Source organism: Catenulispora rubra (assembly GCF_015356825.1).
Taxonomy (GTDB): domain Bacteria; phylum Actinomycetota; class Actinomycetes; order Streptomycetales; family Catenulisporaceae; genus Catenulispora; species Catenulispora rubra.
This window is the reverse complement of record NZ_JAACYW010000041.1, coordinates 28,243-46,509: the sequence shown is the minus strand read 5'-3', so window position 1 is coordinate 46,509 and position 18,267 is coordinate 28,243. Positions and strand designations below refer to the sequence as shown.

Genomic DNA, 18,267 nt, shown 5'->3' with positions numbered 1-18,267 from the left:
GTGCGGCCCGCGACGGTTGTCAGCTGGACGAGGTGGTGCAGGCGTTCGGGCACGAGCTGCCGCAGTTGTCGTCGGTCGAGGCGACCAGCATGGCCGCGGATGGCCCGGTCTCCAGGAACGTGATGTCCAGGTCGGCGAACGGGCTCTCGGTGTCGGTGGCGGAGGCGGCGATGGCGGGCCGCTCGATGGTTTCGGTGCTGGTGGTCATGCGGTTTGCTCCTGTTCTGGTTGTTGGTTGTGCGCCCGTGGCCTGCGGTTTGCGAACCACGTGGTCTTGATGCACCGCGCCTGCCCGACCACAGATGACTGCGGGAGATCGGGTCACGAGCAGGCACGGTGGTCTGGTCGGCCGCGCTATCGCGCGTCCCTAACGAGGTCCGAAGAGGTGGACGGCCTCCACTTGCCCATGTCGTAGTCCGCGGTGAAGACGCGTTCGCGTCTCAGCCAGTCCTTGTCGCCGGGGCGTGAGCCGAGTCCGATCTCCTGGATCTGTTCTGATGCCGGAGCCGGTAGCAGCCGTCTGGGTCCGAGGATGATCACGCCTGGTCGTTGGCGGGCGTGCCGTCCTCGACTCGAGACCACGACTAGTGTCTTCATCGCTAGAACCTGCCGTGCTGCGGCCCGACGAGCTGCACGCTTGCGATCCGGCTTACGATGTCGTGCCCGGCGCGGATGGCGGTGCGGACCTCGACGGCGGCGGCCACGGCGGTCGCGATCGTCTGGTCCGTGGTCTCCTCGGCTGCGTGTGCCCGGCCCGCAGCGAAGGCATCGAATTGAGCGACGGCGCCCTTCCACGGTTCTCGGTCCTGCTCTTTAGGCAGCTCGGGGATTGCGGCGATACCCGCGACCATGCGGTGCCCGAATGCGGAGACGTTGGCGTTGAGGATGCCGGCCGGATTGTGGATGGGCGCTCTGGAGCGTCCGCCGTGCTCCTCCCGCTCGGCAGTGATGTCCTGGGTGGCGTCCGAAGCCTCGGCGCGGCTGGCAAGTGGCTTGGCCTCGGGCGGCACGTTCTCCTCCTTAGAATCGCGGTCTGGTGCGGGCGGCCCACGCCCCTTCACCTCGGCGCTCCGGCGTCGGGGGATCGTCGGTGCACCGCGCGGGCCGCCCGGTGGATCGGTGTGCTCGTCCGTCTCAGGGACTAGCGAGCACACCGGCTTGTGCGGTGCTGTTGCCTCCCAGCACACGGATTCCTTCGAGCTCATCGGGAAGCGGATCGGTGGTGGACCGGTCTCGCTTGGTCGCCGCGAGCATGGCGATCGTGGACGGCGACAGCTGCGAGCAGGTCTTGGCCATCTCGTCCACGCGGTAGAGCGTGGTGCGGTCCGGGCTGTAGATGTAGGCGGCTCTCGCCCCGCGACCGGTTTCCTCGGTGCCCCACAGGCAGCAGACCGCGAGGTAGGTCTCATACGGGTCGTTGAAGAACCCGGTGAAAGTCCGGACCTGGCGGTAGCCGTCCTCACCCGGGTCCCACCACAGCTCCATGACCACCGGCATTGAGAAAGGAGTCGCCGGCCAGGTCGGCGCAGCCAGAGGGAGTATCGACTCCGCCCGGCGTGGGACAGCACCAGCAACCTGCCAGCCGTATCCGTGCTGCAGATCGCCGCGCACCGGCAGCGCGAGCGCTGTCATCTGCTTCAGCAGCGCCTCGGCACGGTCGAATCGCAGCAGCTCGGCGCCGGAGCCGTTGACGATCCGCAGGAAGACCGCGGGCCGCTGTGACCGGCATGCGCGCGCGGACATTGGCTTGGCTGCCAGATTCGTGTCCATCGCAGGCTCCTGTCGTAAACGGTGAGTAGCGCTCCATGAAGGTGCCGCTGATCGCATGTCCGTCTCGACTCCCACCGGTGTACCTTCTTGCGCCTCGCAAGAGGTCGCGGAGTGCCTTCTGTATGCCGTCTTGGCTCACCACCAGTAAACGAAGAGGTGCTGGCCGCAACTACAGTGGAGAGCAAGCCAGAGCGTTTACACGGTTTAACCCCCCGGACGGACCCCCACCGCCATGGTCACGAAGTCACGCCAGCCCAATGAGCGCCTGCGCGAGGTCATCGCCGAGACCGGCATCGGATACGAGGCCGTAGCGCGTGCGGTGCGCCGGATCGCTGCAGAGAACGGTGAAGTCCTGTCCACGAACAAGTCCGCGGTCGCACACTGGGTCGCCGGCACCGAGCCCGCCGACCGCACCGCCGCCTATCTGGCCGAGGCGTTGTCCAGACGATGCGGCCGGCAGATGACTCGCACGCAGCTCGGCCTACGCGAGGCGGACAGTCCGACGCTGGCAGGCGCAGAGCCCATCGGCACCGCCATCGTTCTTGGCCGTGCAGACCTCGAACACCGCCACCACCTCGCAGCCGCGACTTACACCTCCGTCGACATCGCCCTTCCAATCGGGTATGACCACGAACCGGTGGCTCGGATGCTTGCCGCCAGAACCGGCAGCAACCGCGTCGGTGACGCGGAGATCTCGATCGTCCACTCCATCACGTCCGTGTTCTGCGCGGCGGACGAACAGCTGGGCGGCGGACACGGCCTGTCGACAGTCGCGGCATACCTCGCCGAGACCGCAGCCCCGATGCTCACCGGCCGATTCGCCAACGAGGGTAGCCGCCAGCGCGCCTTCGGATCTGTGTCAGAACTCGCCTGGCTGCTGGGGTGGAAGCACCACGACCTCGGACACGAAGGAGCCGCCCAGAAGTACTACGTGCTCGGCTTCCAACTCGCTGTCGAAGCAGATCCGCACGCACACACGGCCTGGATGATGCGCGCCATCGCACAGCAGGCGCTCAGCATGAAGCAGCCGAAGCACTGCGCGGATTTGATCGACGCGGCGCTACGACGAGGACGGATGTACCTCGACGGCGCGACCGAAGCACTGCTCCACATCACGCAGGCCAGAGCCCACGCCGCAACCGGGAACGGCCCGCACGTGGCCAGAGCGCTCCTCGACGCCGAGGACGCACTCGCTCGCGACGGAGGCGAGGCCCAGCCATCCTTCTCAGCCCTGGCCGGCCCCGCGGGCGGGACCGTCGATTCCCACACCGCCCGCACCTTGACCGCGATCGGGGACCACGCAGGAACCGAGGCCCGCCACCGCGCCGCCTTCAGCTCCTGGGACCCGGTTCAGTTCCCGCGCGTACACATGCTCACCCACGCCGACCTCGGCGACTGCCTGGCAGCCCAGGCAAGGGCCGACGAGGCCGTGGCTTCGTGGAACACCGCGCTCGACCTCGCCGAGGGGATGTCGTCGGGCCGCGGAGCAGCCGCCATGACCTCGATCCTGCCTACCCTGGCCTACTACCGGCGACGCGGCGTCCCCGGCGCGTCCGCGCTGGATCGCCGCATCCGCGAGGCCGATGTCTGAAAGGATCCCCGCGTGAGCCAGCCACCTCTGCCACCGGCTACCGAATCCATGACCTTGCTCGTCGCGGCAGTAATCGTCCACGACGTTACCAACGGGCGCATCGTCCTGATCCAGCGCGGCCCGAAGGCCAAGTTCGCCCGCGGCTGCTGGGACCTGCCAATCGGCAAGAACGCGCCGGGAGAGCCGGTGACGATGACGGCGGTCCGGGAGCTGAAGGAAGAGACCGGGCTGATCGTCACCCCTGACGATCTCGAAGTCGCGCACGTCATCCACGGATCACAGGGGGTTGAGTCCCCGTCGGGGTTCCTGACCGTCGTATTCGCGGCCAAGCGGTGGTCGGGCGAGCCAATGAACATGGAGCCTGACAAGCACTCCGCCGTCGAGTGGGTCGACGTCGCCGAGGTTCCTTCCAGGACGTTCGTACCCGACCGTCTCGACGCGATCACCGCCTACCTCACCGGCGCCGCGAGTATCACTTGCTCCGGCTGGTAATCACGCAATTCGCTAGCGGGACTGTGCCGTCTAGGTGCCGTCGAGCACTGTGAAGTGCCGTCTGTGTGCCCTCTTCGATTTTTGCGGTACAGCCTCCGCCATCTACGGGTAGGACTGGAACTGTCATCAGCACGCAGGACCGATAGCTCTTGCCCTGGAGAAGCCTCATGCCCGAAGCCGAACCGACTGCACTTCGCGTGCTCGTCGTTGAGCGTCGTTGGCGAACATACGAGACGTTCCGCCGCCACTTCGAGGAGGCCGCACGCACGCTTGCGGCTGAGACGAACGATCCCCGCTTGGCGGCACTCTCGGTGTCGCGGACGCAGTTTGAGCGGTGGCTCCGCGGCGGGTTGACGACACGTCCATACCCGAACGCGTCGGCCGTTCTGCAGCGGATGTTCTCCGTGGAGGTCGATGTGCTGCTGGGTCCGGCCAGCGAAGCCAATCTCCAGGAGCAAGCACAAGCGTTCAACCTGAAAAGCGAGATCACCATGGCAGCACACGAATCGTCCGAGCACGCCGCCTACGCCGCCGCCCGAGCCATCGACAACATGACGATCGAGCAGCTCCAGGAGGATGTCACCAAGGTCGCCAGGGAGTATCCGGAGAAGGCACCGATCGAGTCGTTCGCTGAGGCGAAACGGATCCGCGACCTGGCACTGTCTCTGCTGGACCGCACGGGCAGGCCCGCGCAGGAATCCGACCTGTACGTCGCCGCCGGGCAGGCCTGCGGCATCCTGGCCACCGTCTCCTTCGACCTCGGATACACCGACGCCGCATCCGAACAGGCCAGGACCGTGTTCATCTACGGCCGGATGGTCGGGCACGAAGGTCTGTGCGCGTGGGCGATGGGCATGCGGGCCCTGATCGCGAACTGGTCGGAGTTCCCGCTGGCGGCCTTGGAACTGGTCGCCAAAGGCCTGGCGACAGCGCCGGCAGGCACGCCGACCGCTCGCCTTCACGCGATCGGCGCACGGGCCTACTCGCAGCTCGGCAACGCCATCTCCGCTACCGAGTCCGCGGGGCTCGCGCTGTCTGCGGCCGACAGCGACGCACCGGCGGATGAGCTGCATGACGACATCGGCGGGGAGTTCAGCTTCGACGGCGCTCGTCTGCGCCGCTGCCTGGGCTCGGCGTATGTCAATCTGAAGCTGGCGGAACCGGCCGCGCGGCACGCACGGCAGGTCATCGAGCTGTACGACACGGGCGCGCCGATCGTGCGCATGCCGAAAGTCGCCATCGAGGCCCGGATCGAGCTGGCCCACGCCTTGATTCTCAGCGGAGACCTCGACGGCGCCGCGGACACGTTGGGCACTGTATTCGACCTCCCTCAACCCCAGCGCGTCCACGGGGTGACAGAGCGATTGGTGAAGGCGCGGCAGGCCCTGGCGCTGCCCAGCTATCAGGGCTCGTCCGAAGCACTCGACCTCGGAGCGCGTATCGAGGTCTTTGCAGCCGAGTCCGCCGGGGCTATAGCCCCGGCGCTGCCACCGCGCAGGTCCTAGCCTCTGGCCCCGGCCAGGATTTCGGCCTCCCTCTCGGGATCGATGCCCAGCTCTGACACCCGTTCGCTGGCGACGGCCTGTCCGCCGGCAGTGAGCCACTGCCAGGTGTCTGCCGCCGTGGTCCTAATGGGGCGGGCGGTGAGGCCGGCCGTCGCCGCCTTTGCTGAGGACACCTTCCACGTCCCGGGGAACGCGTCGGCCGATCGCCACAGCGGAATCTCCGTCCACTGCCGGATCCCGGCGGCGGCCAGCTGGTCGTCGCCTATCCACACGAACTCCGCGTCCGATCCCGTTGCCTGGCGGCAGGCTTCGAGGAACCCGGCGAACGTGGTGTGGTTCGCGGGAGCGGTGACGTTGAACGCGCCGCCGAGACCGTGCTTAGCGGCGCGGATCGCGAAGTCCGCTACGTCGCGGACATCGACGGGCTGGATCAGCTGGTCCGGATCGCCGGGGGCCAGGACACGGCCTCCCTCGGCGATGCGGCGGAGCCACCAGGGCAGGCGGCCAACGTACTCCCACGGGCCGAGGATGACGCCTGGCCGCAGGATGGTGGCACGGTCCGGGCCGAACACGTCCAGGACGGCCTGCTCGCACCCGGCCTTGGCGAATCCGTACTGGGTGGGGTAGCCCCGGGGGTCGGTGTATCCGAACTCGGGACCGGCGTCCGCGCGCGACTCCAGCAGTGCCGAGGTCTCGGTCAAGGGATCGATGGGCCAGCCGGTATATGCCGATACCGACGACACGAAGATGTACCGGCCGCTGCCGGCCAGAGCACGCGCCGAGGCGAGAACCACGCGCGGAACCTGTCCCGAGGGGTCCACCACCACATCCCACGACCCGGCATTGGTCAGGCGCTTCAGGTCGTCATCGGACTCCCGATCGCCGCGGATCGCCGCGGCCCCGTCAGGGTCAACACCGGAGCGGCCCCGATTGAACACAGTCACCTGATGGCCGTGCTCGATCGCCGATGCGGCGAGCGCCCTGCCAAGAAACCACGTTCCGCCGAGAATCAGGATCCGCATGGCGACCATCCTGCCAGGGCGACTTGCCGCGCCGTACGGGCCGGGGCTTGTCGTTGTGGAGGCCGACGTGGCCGACCGTCACGATGACGGTCGATTTGCGACAGGTGAGAGGGTTGCGGCGGCACCAACGACACTCCTGATCAGCGCAGACGGCAAGGAGTTGAAGCGATGGAGCGCTCTGGCTGAAAGCCAGGACGTGGCGTTCGCCCTCCAAGGCATCGGCCTCGTCCCGAAGACTTCCTCAGCCCTGTCCGCGCAGCTGGCCCCGTCCACGACGGCCCGCCGCCGCTCACGCCAGACCCCTGACCTCGAACGACGCCATTCTCTGAAACTCACTCCGACGACGGCAGCGGCCAGCACTCTCAACGAAGGCTGCTCCCGGTCTGCGCCTGCTGATCCCATACCGCGTCGCGGACCGTGTCCCAGAGCAGGACAGTGGCGGGGCGGACGTGTTGATTGCGGCGGATCGTAGCCTGCTGGCGCGGTAGCAGTCCAGAACTGGGTTGCCCGGTGTTTCGGCTGATTCGGCGGACATCTGCGCCAGGAAGCACTCGAGGACGCGAGGAAAGAGCTTCGACTCACCACGGTCTGCCCGGCGCCACGGATCTTCGGTGGGTGCGCGCTGATGGGCTCGGGTGCGACAGTCTGGCGGACGAATTCCTCGAGCCTCGGCACGACATGGTGGATGGTGTCTGCGGTGAAGGTGATGATGGCAAGGCTCGACCGCGCAACGCACGTCTGCTCTGACTCTGGTCCGGCGTGTTCACGCGGTCAGGATTGCGATACGCGCGATCTGACGATCTTCCTCCGAACACCCTGCCATCAGGGCCATGAGCGTGTCGGCCGCGGTCGAAGGGCCTGACAGTGCTTCCTGGGCTCTGAGGATGCGTCGTGCGACGTTCGGGAGCGGGTCGGGGAAGGAGATCGGTGCTTGCCGGAGTGCTCCGCGTGCCGCAGCGATGGCGCCCGGGACGTGACCGAGTGGTCCCAGGTGGTTGATGGTGCTGCTCAAGATGGCAGCAGCCTGGTCGGCTGCCGCCTCCGGATGCTGGTTGATCCCCAGGGCGCCCAGCGTGGCGCAGCTGACGAGCGTGGGTACCCATTCCGCTTGTGTGCGCTGGAATTCATCGAGAAGGCGGAGGTAGATCTTGCTGGCCGGTTCGAAGTTCATCCAGAAGGAGGGCTTGGAAACGGCTGCGGCGACGGCGGTCCGGCCGGGGTCGCCCTCGCGGCTGATGTCTCGCAGTCGTTCCCATTTCGGCGTGAAGTCTCCGATGTGGCCCCGGATGAGGTTCTGTACAGCTTGCTCGCATTGTTCCTCGGTCATCGCGCCGAGTCGGCGGAACGCGTGGAGAAGAGCCGCCGTCGAGAAGCAGCGGACGCCGGCCGTGCGTGCCACCGCCCGTACTGCGACGTCGTCGGCCCACAGGAACGCTCCCCGAGCCGCGGCCAGGCGGACGCTCCCCAGCCAAGGCACCTGCTGGTCTGGGGCAATCTGATCCAGGGCTGACGTGGACGCCGCCGGTGCGGGCTCTCGGCGCGCTGCGGCGGCCAGACGGTAAATGGCGTCGAGGCGTTCGCGTTGTTGCTGACGGGTCTCGGCAGACACCACCCGCAGGATGCCCTGTCCGGTGTCGGGATCGGTGGAGAAATACAGGCCTTGATCCTTGCTTGCGGCGTCTCGCGAGATGACGATGTCCATGAAGGCGTCGTCGGCGACAAGCACGTCCCGGAGCCTGCTGGCGAGCTGCGCATCGAGTTCGGGCAGCAAGGTGCGGGCATACAAGGCGGTGGTGTCGATGACGACCACCGCAGTTGGCGTTCCGCGCGCGATCAGAAGACCCCTGCGTGCGTCAGCCGCGCCCGGGTTCGGCTGGACGCCGAGCGCACCGAGGGCCTCCGCGATGCTCGCCTCGTCCTCGACCTCCTCGAATCCGGCGGTGATAGTCGCGAAGGCAAGACTCGTGATGATCTGCGCGTATCGGCGTCCATAAAATGAGCCGAGGGCTCCGAGCGGGAGAGCACCCCGAGCGACTGTCCATTCTGCGACTTTCCGGTTCTGTCCCCGCTCGGCAGTGGTGCTGTCGGCGGAGGCCATGGCTGCGAGGATCTCCTCCCCGGACATTTCTGGAGTGACGGGGACCGCACGGAACGCGGGGTGGCCGGGATGGTCCGTCAAGAACGTGGTCACTGCTGCCTGCAGACGCTCCAACAGGTCCGGATCCAGCGCCCCAGCCTGAGCCGGAGCGTCCGGGTCGCTCATGGTCACATCGAACATGATCAGAAGCGCTGCGGCGTGAAAGTCGGGCTCGTCGAACACATTCATCAGAGCGAGCCCGCGCTCGACGACGGCTGCAGGCTCCTGGTTCCGCGCCGTCAGCAAGAGGAGAACCTGCGCGAATGAAGCGTGGGGTGGGTGCGGCGGCTCGCGCCGACGGCCGGGGCTTATCGGGTCGGCGGTGAGGATTGTCCAGGCCAGATCGACGTCACCCCGGTGGGCATGGCACTGGGCCAAGGACCACAGGACTTCCGTGTTGAAGGGATCCTGCTCCAGAGCGGCCTCCCAGAACGACATCGCCCCAGGCCAGTCACCCCTGCTGGCCCGTAGATGTCCGAGCAGGCCCAGTGCCGCCGGGCGGCCGTGCCAGGCGGACGAAGCCGTGCCTAGGACGTGCTGGAGGAGCGATTCGGCACGCTCGCGCTGTCCGGCGACGGCCGCCACCCGTGCTGCCTGGATGACGAAGTCGTCGTAGTCGAACCGTCGGGCAGCCTGCACGAGCTCATCGACCGCGGCGTCGATTTCGCTCAAGGCGGCGTAGGCTTCCCCGAGCATGAGGGCCGCTGAGGGCACCTCCTCTCTGAAAGGGCGCAGCTCGGTGATTGCGGCAGCTGGGTCTCCGATGACTAGGGCAGCTCTTGCGCGGCTCTCCGCAGCGATCCAGCTATGAGGATCCGTTGTCAGGCTTCGATCGGCGGGCACCAGAATGCCGGCCTCCGCCAGCCCACGCTCGGCGAGGAAGCGCTCCTCGTCGGTGACGGCTGAAGCCAGGACGGTCTGCCAGAGCGCAGCCTGCTCTTCGTTCGTCAATTGCTCTGGACGATTGGACCGGGTGAGCAGCTGCGCGCGGCACCAGTCCTGGACGAATCCTTCCGGGAGGTTCGGGAGTTGCCTCTCCAGTGCCTCAGCGATGCCGGCATCGCACTCGGTGGCGGCCGTCGCGACATAGCGGATCATCGCCGGTTGACGAGCCTCGTTATTGGTTGCTGTGCCGAACTCGGAGCTGCCGATCTCGATGACACGTCGATGGTGCCGGGCCAGCCCCGCGGCCCGGGCCGCCATCGCTGCCGCGGGGGCGGAGTTGGCATTCATCCCTCGTCGCGCGTCGCGAACCTTCGACGCAAGTTCGCACGCTGCGTCAAGGTCACGCGCTCGGTCCAAGCTGCCGCCGGCGTAAGCCCGCTCGCACAGCAGGTCCGCCAAGGCCATTGCGGTCTGATCCATCCACCCGCGATTCAGCGCCGCCTGCAGGCGGTGGATCGCGGCGTCGTACCTTCGCGCCTGCGACAGCGACAGGTCTACGAGATCGGTGTTGGCGCCGATCCGCGCGTGCAGATCACGCTCCATCTCGTCCGTCGGGTCCCACCCGGCGAGCTCGACCTGTACCAACCGAACAGTGTCCGCGAACGGATCGTCCGTCCCGTCTGACGGACTCGCCTGCGTTGCACTCTCCAACGGACTCGAGCCGTTCGGGTTCGGAAGAGGTGTTGTAGCCATGCGAAGCCACGCAGCCACGAGCCGAAGGATGGGAATCGAGTCCGGGCTCACCTCAGAGGCCTCAATCAAAGACTCGGCACGGGCATTATCCTCGGCGTTGATCGCCGCCCATGCTGCCCACGCCATCAGATGATCACGAGCTGCCCCGCCGGCGGCAGCGGACCGCTCGAAGGCCATGCTCGCGGACGCACACTCGCGATACGCGAACGCGACGTAACCCAGGACCCGCCACGCAGTCGGCCGCACCGGGGTTTGCGCCGTGCCCAGGATTGCCGGAGGCGACTGAACCCACTGGGCGGCTATCGCTGCGGCGGACGCTTCTGGCGTCGACACCGCGCTGAGGACCTCGCGGACGCCTTCAGGCTCCTCCTCGAGCGCGCTCTCGATGAGTCGATGCAACTCCTGTGGCATCTTGGCAAGCGACTGGCGCAGCCGCGCCCGGGCCTCACCGCCACGATCGGCGCGAAACTCGTCCAACAACTGCTGCTGCACCACACCGTGCCGGTCGATTTTGGATTCGATCTGATCACTGCGGAACCTTGCGGCGTCATGCGCCACCGCAGTCGCCTTCGCTGGGTCCTGCGACGCGATGAAGTTCTGCATGAGCATCGAGGACACAACGGCAGTGCGGCTTGACTGCTCATCTACGGGCAGCCTCCGCCATCTGCGGGAGCGGCGCAGGCAGCGATCCACCGCTTCAGCAAGCTCCGTCGTGGGGGCCGGATTGCCGTCCACGACCACCGCCATCAACGGCGCGAGGATTTCGCCCTTCTTACCGTTCAGCTCACGTACCAACGCGATCCGCGGGCGGGGGCGCGGCAAGCCCTTCAAGGCGGTGTTGCTGAGCTGCACCGCCCAGTTCTTGGGCGCGACCATCTTGTACGCCTTGGCCGCGGCGTGCGGGCCGTCCTTCTTCAACAAAGCAACAAGCTTCGCCATGGAAAACGGATCGACCACTGCGGCTCCCTCAACACTTCCGGACTTCCGGTCAGTAGCATGCCATGTGGCACCGACAGATTGAGGCCATGCGTGCTTGGGCTTAAGCGTCTCCGAAAATCCGCTGGTCACGGCGTCGCAGGTGGCTAATGGTGCGCCCTTCGAAGACTTAACCGAGAGCTCGGCGATCCGCTATTAGTCAACTCTTGGACAGAGTCTCGACAGTTCCTGGGCTGATTCTGTCATATGGCTCAGTCAGGTCTTCGGGTCCGGGGTGAATGTGGGGGTAGAGAGCAGGTGATCGTGATGGTGAGGACGGATTCGGCGGAGGTCCGGCGGCCCGCGCCGGTGCTCGTGAGCCTGGCGTCCCCGCAGGGCGGTGGGCTGCCTGCGGTGTTGGACATACCGTCGGCGGGGCGGTTGTTGGGGATCGGGCGGTTCAGGGCGTATCGGTTGGCTGCGGCAGGGGAGTTCCCGTGCCGGGTGCTGCGGGTGGGGTGTGGGTGGAAGGTGCCGACGGCCGATTTGCTGGCCGTGCTGGGGCTAGCCGTCGCGTCGCCACTGGCCGCCGGCGGCGGGCGTGCGGGGCGTGGGAGCACGGACCAGGTCGTCACGTGGTGATCGCTCACTGATACAGCGGCGGTAGGGAGTCGGCCGAGGATAGGAGTGATCGTCGTGACTCCGGGTTCGGTGTTCAAGAAGTGCGGCTGCCGGGTGCCGGTGCTGGCGGCGGACGGCTCGCCAGTGCTGGACGCGGCGGGCAAGTCGAAGCTGTCCCGGATCGGTTCGACGTGTCCGAAACTGCGGCGCGGATCGGAGTGGAATCCCTCGCACCGGTCGTGGCACTTCCAGACCGGGTTCCAGGCCCCAGGCGTCGGCTGGCAGGTCATAGCCCGGGGCGGGATCGACAACCGGCCCGAAGCTGAGGCGCAGCTGACGGCGGTGCGGAACTTGCTGGGGATCGCCGACCGGGTGGCGGTCAACGTCGAGGCGGCGGGGAGGTTGAAGCTGGACATTGCCGCGCGGATCCGGCGGGACATAGCCGACACGCGGCGTCTGCCGGACTACGACACGGTGCGCCGGGCGATTGCCGCCCGGCAGCCGCTGGCGGACCGCACCACGGTCGAGCAGTGGCTGACGTCCTGGCTGGCGGACAAGGCCGATCTGGCGCCGGGGACCCGCCGGGTGTACGCCTGCCACCTGCGGCAATACCTGATCCCGCATTTGGGGTCGATCCCGTTGGAGGGGCTGCGGGTCGAGCACCTGCAGCGCATGTTCGCGGCCATCGCCGCCGAGGCGAAGCAGGCACGGGCCGACTACACCGCCCGGCACCGTACCGAGAAGAGGACGAAGGAGGAGTGGCGTGCCAACGACAAGGCCACTTGGCGGGAGGCGAAGGCGGAGCTGGCGGCAATGCCGCCGTACCGTCGCCCGTGTGGGGACGCGACCCGGGCGCGGATCCGGGCCACGTTGCGCTCGGCGTTGTCGGCGGCGTGTGCGCAGCAGCTGATTGTGGTGAACGTCGCTGCGTTGGTGCACCTGCCGTCGGGGCGTCCGCCGCGGGCCCGGGTGTGGACGGCGGAGCGGGTGGCCTGTTGGCGCGCGACCGGGGAGCTGCCTTCGTTGGTGATAGTCCGGACCCCGGCGCAGACCGCGGTGTTCCTGGAGCGGGCCGCGAAGCACCCGCAGTTCGCGCTGTTTCATCTGCTGGCGTTTACCGGGATGCGCTGGGGTGAGGCTGTTGGGCTGCGGTGGGTGGATGTGAACCTGCCCTGCCGGCTGGTTACCGTGGCGCAGCAGGTGATCCAGCTGGGCTGGGAGACCATGGTCACCGCGCCGAAGTCCGAGTCCTCGCAGCGGACCGTCCGGCTCAGCGACCCGGTGGCGGCCGAGCTGACTGCACGCCGTCGGCAGCAGAAGGCCGACAAGCTCGCCGCCGGGGCCGGCTGGACTGACACCGGGCTGGTGTTCACCGGCTCCGAGGGGACCGGGCTGCACCCGGCCTGGGTGACCGACCAGTTCCACCTGCTAGCCCGGGAGGCGGGCTTGCCGCCGATCCGCCTTCACGACCTGTGGCATGGGGCGGCGTCGATCGCGCTGGCCGCCGGGGTGGACGTCAAGGTGGTCTCCGAGATGCTCGGGCATTCCGGTACCGCGATCACTCAGGACATCTACACCTCGGTCTACCCCGAGCTCAAGCGCTCGGCCACAGCAGCTATCGCAGCAGCCATCATGCAGGCCCGAGCGAAGCTCCCTGGTCCACATGGCGCCCAGGAGACTGCGGCATGACGCAGAGCCCGTAGACGAAGGGCCGTCGACGTTGCGGCAACCTCGTGGCGTTGACCTGCGACGAATCGACCAGCGGACCGGAATCCGCTGGAAGCGAGCCAGGGCTTCCGCGAAACCGCAGGTCCACGCGGATCGAAATCCGCTGGAACCCGGACCAGCGGACGCCTACGACACGTTCCCACGCTCGCGCACGCGATCGTCCAGAGTATCGGGGTTCTGCGGAGACGACTTCGGGACCGCCCTGGTCCAATCCTGGTCCACGGCCCTGACGGGCCGTCAACAAGTTCAGCTGCCACGTATTCGAAAACGCAAAGCCCCAGCTCAAATGTCTGAGCTGGGGCTCCGCTACGGGTGCGCCGACAGGGACTTGAACCCCGAACCCGTGATTGAGAGTTTCCGGTAGATATTTGTCTGGTCAGAGTGCCGCGGCGGGCACCTGAGTAGGATGAGAACCCTGTGGTCGTGGGGTAGCTGTTTTGCGTGCAGGAAGGGTTCATGTATTATTCGGCGATTCTGCAGCAGGGTGCTCAGTCGTTGATGACGTCGATGGCCAGCGATGCTTGGTCGGCAGTGCGGGATTTCCTGGCCCGGCGGTTCGGTCACGGCGACCACGCTGAGACTGAGCGCATGAGTCGGCAGCTCGAGGTCTCCCGCGGCAAGGCACTGACGTTGGCTGGGGACGGCGCGGATGGCCAGATCCTGCTGATGGCGTACTGGGCTGGCTACCTCGACGGGATGCTTACTTTGCGGCCCGATATGGCTGACGCGTGGGGGAACTTTCGGACAGTACGGGCGCGAACGCGTTTAGCAATGTCAGCGGTATCGCCGAAAAGGTAGTTCAGGCCCGAGACGTCGAAGGTGGGATCACGATGAATTTGAGCCTGCCCGCCCTAGACACGCCGGCGGGCCGCCGAAACCGGTATGTCACGCGGTTTCGGCGGCCCGTGGGAGAGGTGTAAACGAGCGGGTGTGTTTACGCGGGCATCGAGAATTCGCCGTTGAAGACGCCGAGTTCGAATGCGTCCCATTCGCCCCGGTTGAACACGAGCACCGGGCTGTCTGCCATGGTGCTGTTGCGGACGTGTGCGAAGTCGTTGATGAACCGGACCTCGACGCAGTTCGAGTCGTTGCCGCCGCTGAAGCTGCTCTTGAACCATTGCTGATTGAGTCGCGCCATGTGTGTCCCCCTGTTTGCTACCGCGCGCCGCGAGAAGCATGCCCGGCGGCGCCTGTGCGAGGCGAGGTATCCGTCGCTTCGCTACGGTGTCCCCCGTGGCCTCGTATTGGGGGTATTCCGCAGGTGGTTGCAGCAGGCTTGCAGCGGTCTTAGCGCACGGCTTGTGTGGCTGGGGGAGGGGGCGAGTGCCACGTCGTTCGTGGTGACTGCGCGCTGTGTCGCTTAGAAGGGTGACCGTCATGTCTGCCTATGCGGGCGTGATGCGTGTCGGAGCCCTCGATCTGACCGTTCGTGAGGTGGCACCAGGAATCGTTTGTAGATCCGCGGCACGCCGATGGCGTTGGCGGTTGTGGAGTGAGGGCCGGCTGACGTGCTTATGGAGCAGTTTCGGAGTCGGGGATGGCTGCGGGATGGTGGAGGTGCTGATAGATGGTGTTGGCCCGTTGAGCGAAGGCATTTGCTTCCGGGTCCTTGCGTAGGCGGAGCACGTCTGCGATGGCGCGAAGTGCGTGGGCCTGGTCCAGAGGGGCTTTTGCGGCGCCAGCCTCGTCGAGGGCTGAGTGGTAGAAATCTAGGGCATCGGTGAGTCGTTGTTGGCTTCGGTGGGCGTGTCCTGTGGCCAGTTGGATTCGGGCCTGACGGAGCGGGTCGTGGGTCGATGCCGCCAGTTGTGAGGCCTGTTGGAGGTGCTGGAACGCGGTGTGGTGGTTGCCGTGATGGGTGTGGGCGTCGGCGAGGCTGATGAGGGTGTCGATTTCGTTTCGGCGGTCGCCGAGGGCCTGGAACAGCTCCAGAGCAGTGTGGAATGAGGACTGGGCGGCCTCGTGCTCGCCTCGTTCGCTGTGGACGGCGCCGATGTTGCTGGCCAGAACGGCGACGTTCTGGGGGTCGCCGAGGTTGTCCACGATGGCCTTGGCTTGGCGGAAGTGGTCGAGTGCCTGGTTGATGTGGCCGGCTTCCCGATACATCTCACCGAGGTTGGTGAGGATGTCGCATTGCAGGGCCGGGTCCGTGGATTGGCGCGCGGTGTCCAGTGCCTGCTGGCTCAGGGCGAAAGCCTCGTCGTGCCGGCCGAGCTCGAACATCTGGATGCTGAGATGATCCTCGGCGACCGCACGTCTGCCGATTTCGCCGAGCTCGTCGTAGAGGGCTGCGGCGTGTTCGAAGGCGGGAATCGCCTTGGAGGACTGACGGGCGTGCCAATGTGCTCGGCCGACCTGTACCCAGGCGTCGGCCTGGCCGTATCTGTCGTCGCACTCGATCCAGATGTCCAAGGCGCGGCGTGCGTAAGACAAGGCCAAGTCGAGTTCTCCGGTGCGAATTCGTGCGGCCGCGAGATCGGTGAGGAGCCGTGCCGCAGTGGCGTCGTCGGGGTGGGCCGTCGGGTCGGCGCGAGCTCCCATGGCCAGCTCAAGGACGTCGATAGCCTTGGCCGAGTCCCCGCGGCGGTCGAGGTACTCGGCCAGGACCAGCGGGAGCAAGGGGGCCCGGGCGTGCCAGCCGCGCGCGTGCGCCAAGACGTTGATCGCGTGGAGGTTCGGCCATTCGGAGGCTAGCCAGCTGCGGGCCTGGCCTGGGTTCTCGAAAGTTGGGGCTGCCCTGGCGTGGGCGGACGCTTCGGTGCCGCGGCGGCGTTGGGGATGCACGGCTTGGTCTGCAAGCAGTGCGGTCGTCAGATAGAAATCGAGCATGCGGGCCAGGGCACTTTCGGTTTCTTGGGGAGTGTGTCGCTGAGCAAGCTCGGTGAGAGCGTATTCGCGCATCAGGTCGTGCATTCGAAAACGGTGCGGACCTGTCTCCTCGATCAAGTGTTGTTCCAGCAGGGCTTCCAGGGCGGAGTCGGCCGTTGCCGGATCGGTGTCGATCAACGCGGCGACAGAGTTTGTTGTGGTGTCAGGGCCGGGATGGGCCGCCAGCAGGCACAGCGCGGTGCGCAGGTGATCGGTCAGAGCGTGGAAGGAGAGGGCGAACGCGGCGTATATGCGGGAGTTGATTTGGTCGGAGGCGGATCGGGCATGTGCGGCGATCAAGCGGTCGTTCAGGTCTGCTAGCGTCCAGGTTGGGCGGGTGCGGAGATACGCGGCAGCCACGGCCATGGCCAACGGTAGCCCACCGCAGCGGCGTGCGAACTGCTCCTGGTTTTCGCGCAGGTCTGGTAGATCCCGGCCGACGATGACGGATAGCAGCTCGCCGGCGGCGTCGTCGGATAGCGGCTGCAACGTGTGCTGTCGTAGCCCTGGCAGGCCGGAGAGGCGTCGACGGGAGGTGAGCAGGACGACGCTGCCGGGCGCGGCTGGCAGCAGGGCCTCGATCTGCTCGCTGTCGGCGACGTCGTCCAGGAGCAGTAGGAGCCGTCTGTCGCTGGTGCGTCGCCGCCACAGCGCGGCCAGTGCGTTCGTACTATTTGCGCGCTCCATCTGCCGGGAGGGAGTTGCTATGTCGTCGAGGAGTTGGACCAGTGCGTCGCGAGCGGTGATGGGTGGCTGGGAGGGGTGATGGGTCCGCAGGTTGATTTGCAGGAATCCATCGGGGCAGCGGGAACGCAGCATATGAGCGGCGCGAACGGCAAAAGCAGTTTTGCCGATGCCCGGCATGCCATCCAAGGCATATAGCGCCGGGCCCGATCTGGTGCGCAGGTCGTCGCTGATAAGGGCCTGCAGTTTTGCCAATTCTGCGTTACGCCCGGCCAGGTGGGGAGGATCAGGGTCTAGCGTGTTGGGTATCCAGGCGGTGCCTGCAGGTCCGGATGGCTTCGAGTGTGGGTTGCCGCGCAGAATCTGCTGGTGCGTTGCGCGAAGTTCTTGACGGGGCTCTATGCCTAGTTTTTGCAGTTGTATTCGGGTGGTGTGGAATGCCGCCAGCGCTTCTTCCGTTCTGCCGGCCGTGTCCAGCGCGGACATCAGCAGCGCTACAGCCTTTTGGTCGGTGTGGGCATCGCTGGTCAGCTCAGTAAGCTCGCCGATGAGGTCTTCGCTCGGATTGTCCGCCTGTAGTTCGAGCTCGATGCGGGTCAAGGCGGCGTTGCGTCGGTGTGCAAGCAGTACGCGACGTGTCTTCTCGGCCCACTGACCTTCGATTCCTGCTAGCGGTTCGCCGCGCCACAGCTCCTCGGCACGTCTCAGGAGTGACCGCGCCAGGAGCGGGTCGGTCGAGCGGATACTGGAGCTGCGGTGGAAGAGCTTTAGAAAATGCTTGGCGTCGATGGCTTCGGCTGGCAGGTCTAGCAGGTATCCGCCTGCCGGGGTGCTGACGATCAGGTCGTCACCGCAGGCTTCGCGAAGACGCCGCCGCAGACGGGAGACGTAGACGTGGAGTCCCTGCCGGGCGGTCCGTGGAAGTTCGTGATCCCACAGCCGCTCGGCCAGGCTCTGCGCCGAGACAGCGTTTCCGGCGTCCATGGCGAGGATCGCAAGCAGATTCTTCTCTTTGATGCTTCCGGTTGGCCACGGTCTTTCCTCGTGCCACACCTGGACAGTACCGAGCAACGTGAGCCGCACCTGGGTTCCCCCTCACCGGCTGCGTGTACGCTCTCTGCCTTCCATGTGTACACCGGAGATCGATCCGATTCCAGGGCCTATTGGCGATATATCAGCGAATCGCACAAGACTGGCCAAATTTGGGAGGAAGATCCGTGAAGGTAGGGAACCTGCCGATCTGTAGGCCAAAAAGTTTGCCTGACGTCGGCCGTATCCGAGTCAGCAGTCACTGAT

13 protein-coding genes are annotated in these 18,267 nt (G+C 66.5%); 6 read left to right on the top strand and 7 right to left on the bottom strand.

The features are described from left to right. Positions 1 to 19 precede the first annotated feature (19 nt). The 3 genes from GWK61_RS14560 to GWK61_RS14550 form a co-directional block, all read right to left on the bottom strand. Positions 20 to 208 (bottom strand): FxLD family lanthipeptide, encoded by a 189-nt coding sequence (locus GWK61_RS14560; protein WP_194908884.1) that lies wholly within the window; start codon positions 206 to 208, stop codon positions 20 to 22. 391 nt (positions 209 to 599) lie between these two features. After that, positions 600 to 1,010 (bottom strand): hypothetical protein, encoded by a 411-nt coding sequence (locus GWK61_RS14555; RefSeq protein ID WP_194908883.1) that lies wholly within the window; start codon positions 1,008 to 1,010, stop codon positions 600 to 602. A 124-nt stretch (positions 1,011 to 1,134) separates the two neighbouring features. Continuing rightward, complete coding sequence (locus GWK61_RS14550) at positions 1,135 to 1,770, bottom strand: hypothetical protein (protein ID WP_194908882.1); 636 nt, start codon at positions 1,768 to 1,770, stop codon at positions 1,135 to 1,137. Positions 1,771 to 2,002: 232 nt separating this feature from the next. Between GWK61_RS14550 and GWK61_RS14545 the strand changes: the two genes are divergently transcribed. The 3 genes from GWK61_RS14545 (at position 2,003) to GWK61_RS14535 (ending at position 5,358) form a co-directional block, all read left to right on the top strand. Beyond that, on the top strand, positions 2,003 to 3,361 hold the full coding sequence (locus GWK61_RS14545; protein ID WP_194908881.1) for an NsdA family TPR-like regulatory protein: 1,359 nt from the start codon (positions 2,003 to 2,005) through the stop codon (positions 3,359 to 3,361). 48 nt (positions 3,362 to 3,409) lie between these two features. Beyond that, complete coding sequence (locus GWK61_RS14540; protein ID WP_194908900.1) at positions 3,410 to 3,853, top strand: NUDIX domain-containing protein; 444 nt, start codon at positions 3,410 to 3,412, stop codon at positions 3,851 to 3,853. A 167-nt stretch (positions 3,854 to 4,020) separates the two neighbouring features. Beyond that, complete coding sequence (locus GWK61_RS14535; RefSeq protein WP_194908880.1) at positions 4,021 to 5,358, top strand: NsdA family TPR-like regulatory protein; 1,338 nt, start codon at positions 4,021 to 4,023, stop codon at positions 5,356 to 5,358. On the opposite strand, the gene GWK61_RS14530 is transcribed toward GWK61_RS14535, so the two are convergent. Beyond that, the gene (locus GWK61_RS14530; protein WP_194908879.1) at positions 5,355 to 6,380 is read right to left on the bottom strand and encodes an NAD-dependent epimerase/dehydratase family protein; all 1,026 of its coding nucleotides are present in this window, start codon (positions 6,378 to 6,380) and stop codon (positions 5,355 to 5,357) included. The two genes, GWK61_RS14535 and GWK61_RS14530, sit on opposite strands and share 4 nt — an antisense overlap. A gap of 763 nt (positions 6,381 to 7,143) precedes the next feature. After that, the gene (locus GWK61_RS14525; RefSeq protein WP_194908878.1) at positions 7,144 to 11,112 is read right to left on the bottom strand and encodes a PIN domain-containing protein; all 3,969 of its coding nucleotides are present in this window, start codon (positions 11,110 to 11,112) and stop codon (positions 7,144 to 7,146) included. A 285-nt stretch (positions 11,113 to 11,397) separates the two neighbouring features. On the opposite strand from GWK61_RS14525, the gene GWK61_RS14520 reads away from it, so the two are divergent. The 3 genes from GWK61_RS14520 (at position 11,398) to GWK61_RS14510 (ending at position 14,217) form a co-directional block, all read left to right on the top strand. After that, complete coding sequence (locus GWK61_RS14520) at positions 11,398 to 11,712, top strand: helix-turn-helix domain-containing protein (protein ID WP_228562321.1); 315 nt, start codon at positions 11,398 to 11,400, stop codon at positions 11,710 to 11,712. 45 nt (positions 11,713 to 11,757) lie between these two features. Further along, positions 11,758 to 13,380, top strand: a complete 1,623-nt coding sequence (locus GWK61_RS14515; protein ID WP_194908877.1) for a tyrosine-type recombinase/integrase — start codon at positions 11,758 to 11,760, stop codon at positions 13,378 to 13,380. A gap of 495 nt (positions 13,381 to 13,875) precedes the next feature. Next, positions 13,876 to 14,217: a hypothetical protein gene (locus GWK61_RS14510; RefSeq protein ID WP_194908876.1), complete on the top strand. Its 342-nt coding sequence runs from the start codon at positions 13,876 to 13,878 to the stop codon at positions 14,215 to 14,217. Positions 14,218 to 14,353: 136 nt separating this feature from the next. Here the strand turns inward: GWK61_RS14510 and GWK61_RS14505 are convergent, their stop codons facing one another. After that, positions 14,354 to 14,557, bottom strand: coding sequence for a DUF397 domain-containing protein (locus GWK61_RS14505; protein ID WP_194908875.1), 204 nt, complete (start codon positions 14,555 to 14,557; stop codon positions 14,354 to 14,356). A gap of 374 nt (positions 14,558 to 14,931) precedes the next feature. Continuing rightward, the gene (locus tag GWK61_RS14500) at positions 14,932 to 18,054 is read right to left on the bottom strand and encodes an AfsR/SARP family transcriptional regulator (RefSeq protein WP_194908874.1); all 3,123 of its coding nucleotides are present in this window, start codon (positions 18,052 to 18,054) and stop codon (positions 14,932 to 14,934) included. Between the last annotated feature and the right edge of the window lie 213 nt (positions 18,055 to 18,267).

Excerpts from the sequence above, each read along its gene's own strand:
- GWK61_RS14560 (WP_194908884.1), bottom strand. The coding sequence starts at position 208 with ATGACCACCAGCACCGAAACCATCGAGCGGCCCGCCATCGCCGCCTCC.
- GWK61_RS14550 (WP_194908882.1), bottom strand. The coding sequence starts at position 1,770 with ATGGACACGAATCTGGCAGCCAAGCCAATGTCCGCGCGCGCATGCCGG.
- GWK61_RS14545 (WP_194908881.1), top strand. The coding sequence starts at position 2,003 with ATGGTCACGAAGTCACGCCAGCCCAATGAGCGCCTGCGCGAGGTCATC.
- GWK61_RS14540 (WP_194908900.1), top strand. The coding sequence starts at position 3,410 with ATGACCTTGCTCGTCGCGGCAGTAATCGTCCACGACGTTACCAACGGG.
- GWK61_RS14535 (WP_194908880.1), top strand. The coding sequence starts at position 4,021 with ATGCCCGAAGCCGAACCGACTGCACTTCGCGTGCTCGTCGTTGAGCGT.
- GWK61_RS14530 (WP_194908879.1), bottom strand. The coding sequence starts at position 6,380 with ATGCGGATCCTGATTCTCGGCGGAACGTGGTTTCTTGGCAGGGCGCTC.
- GWK61_RS14520 (WP_228562321.1), top strand. The coding sequence starts at position 11,398 with ATGGTGAGGACGGATTCGGCGGAGGTCCGGCGGCCCGCGCCGGTGCTC.
- GWK61_RS14510 (WP_194908876.1), top strand. The coding sequence starts at position 13,876 with ATGTATTATTCGGCGATTCTGCAGCAGGGTGCTCAGTCGTTGATGACG.
- GWK61_RS14505 (WP_194908875.1), bottom strand. The coding sequence starts at position 14,557 with ATGGCGCGACTCAATCAGCAATGGTTCAAGAGCAGCTTCAGCGGCGGC.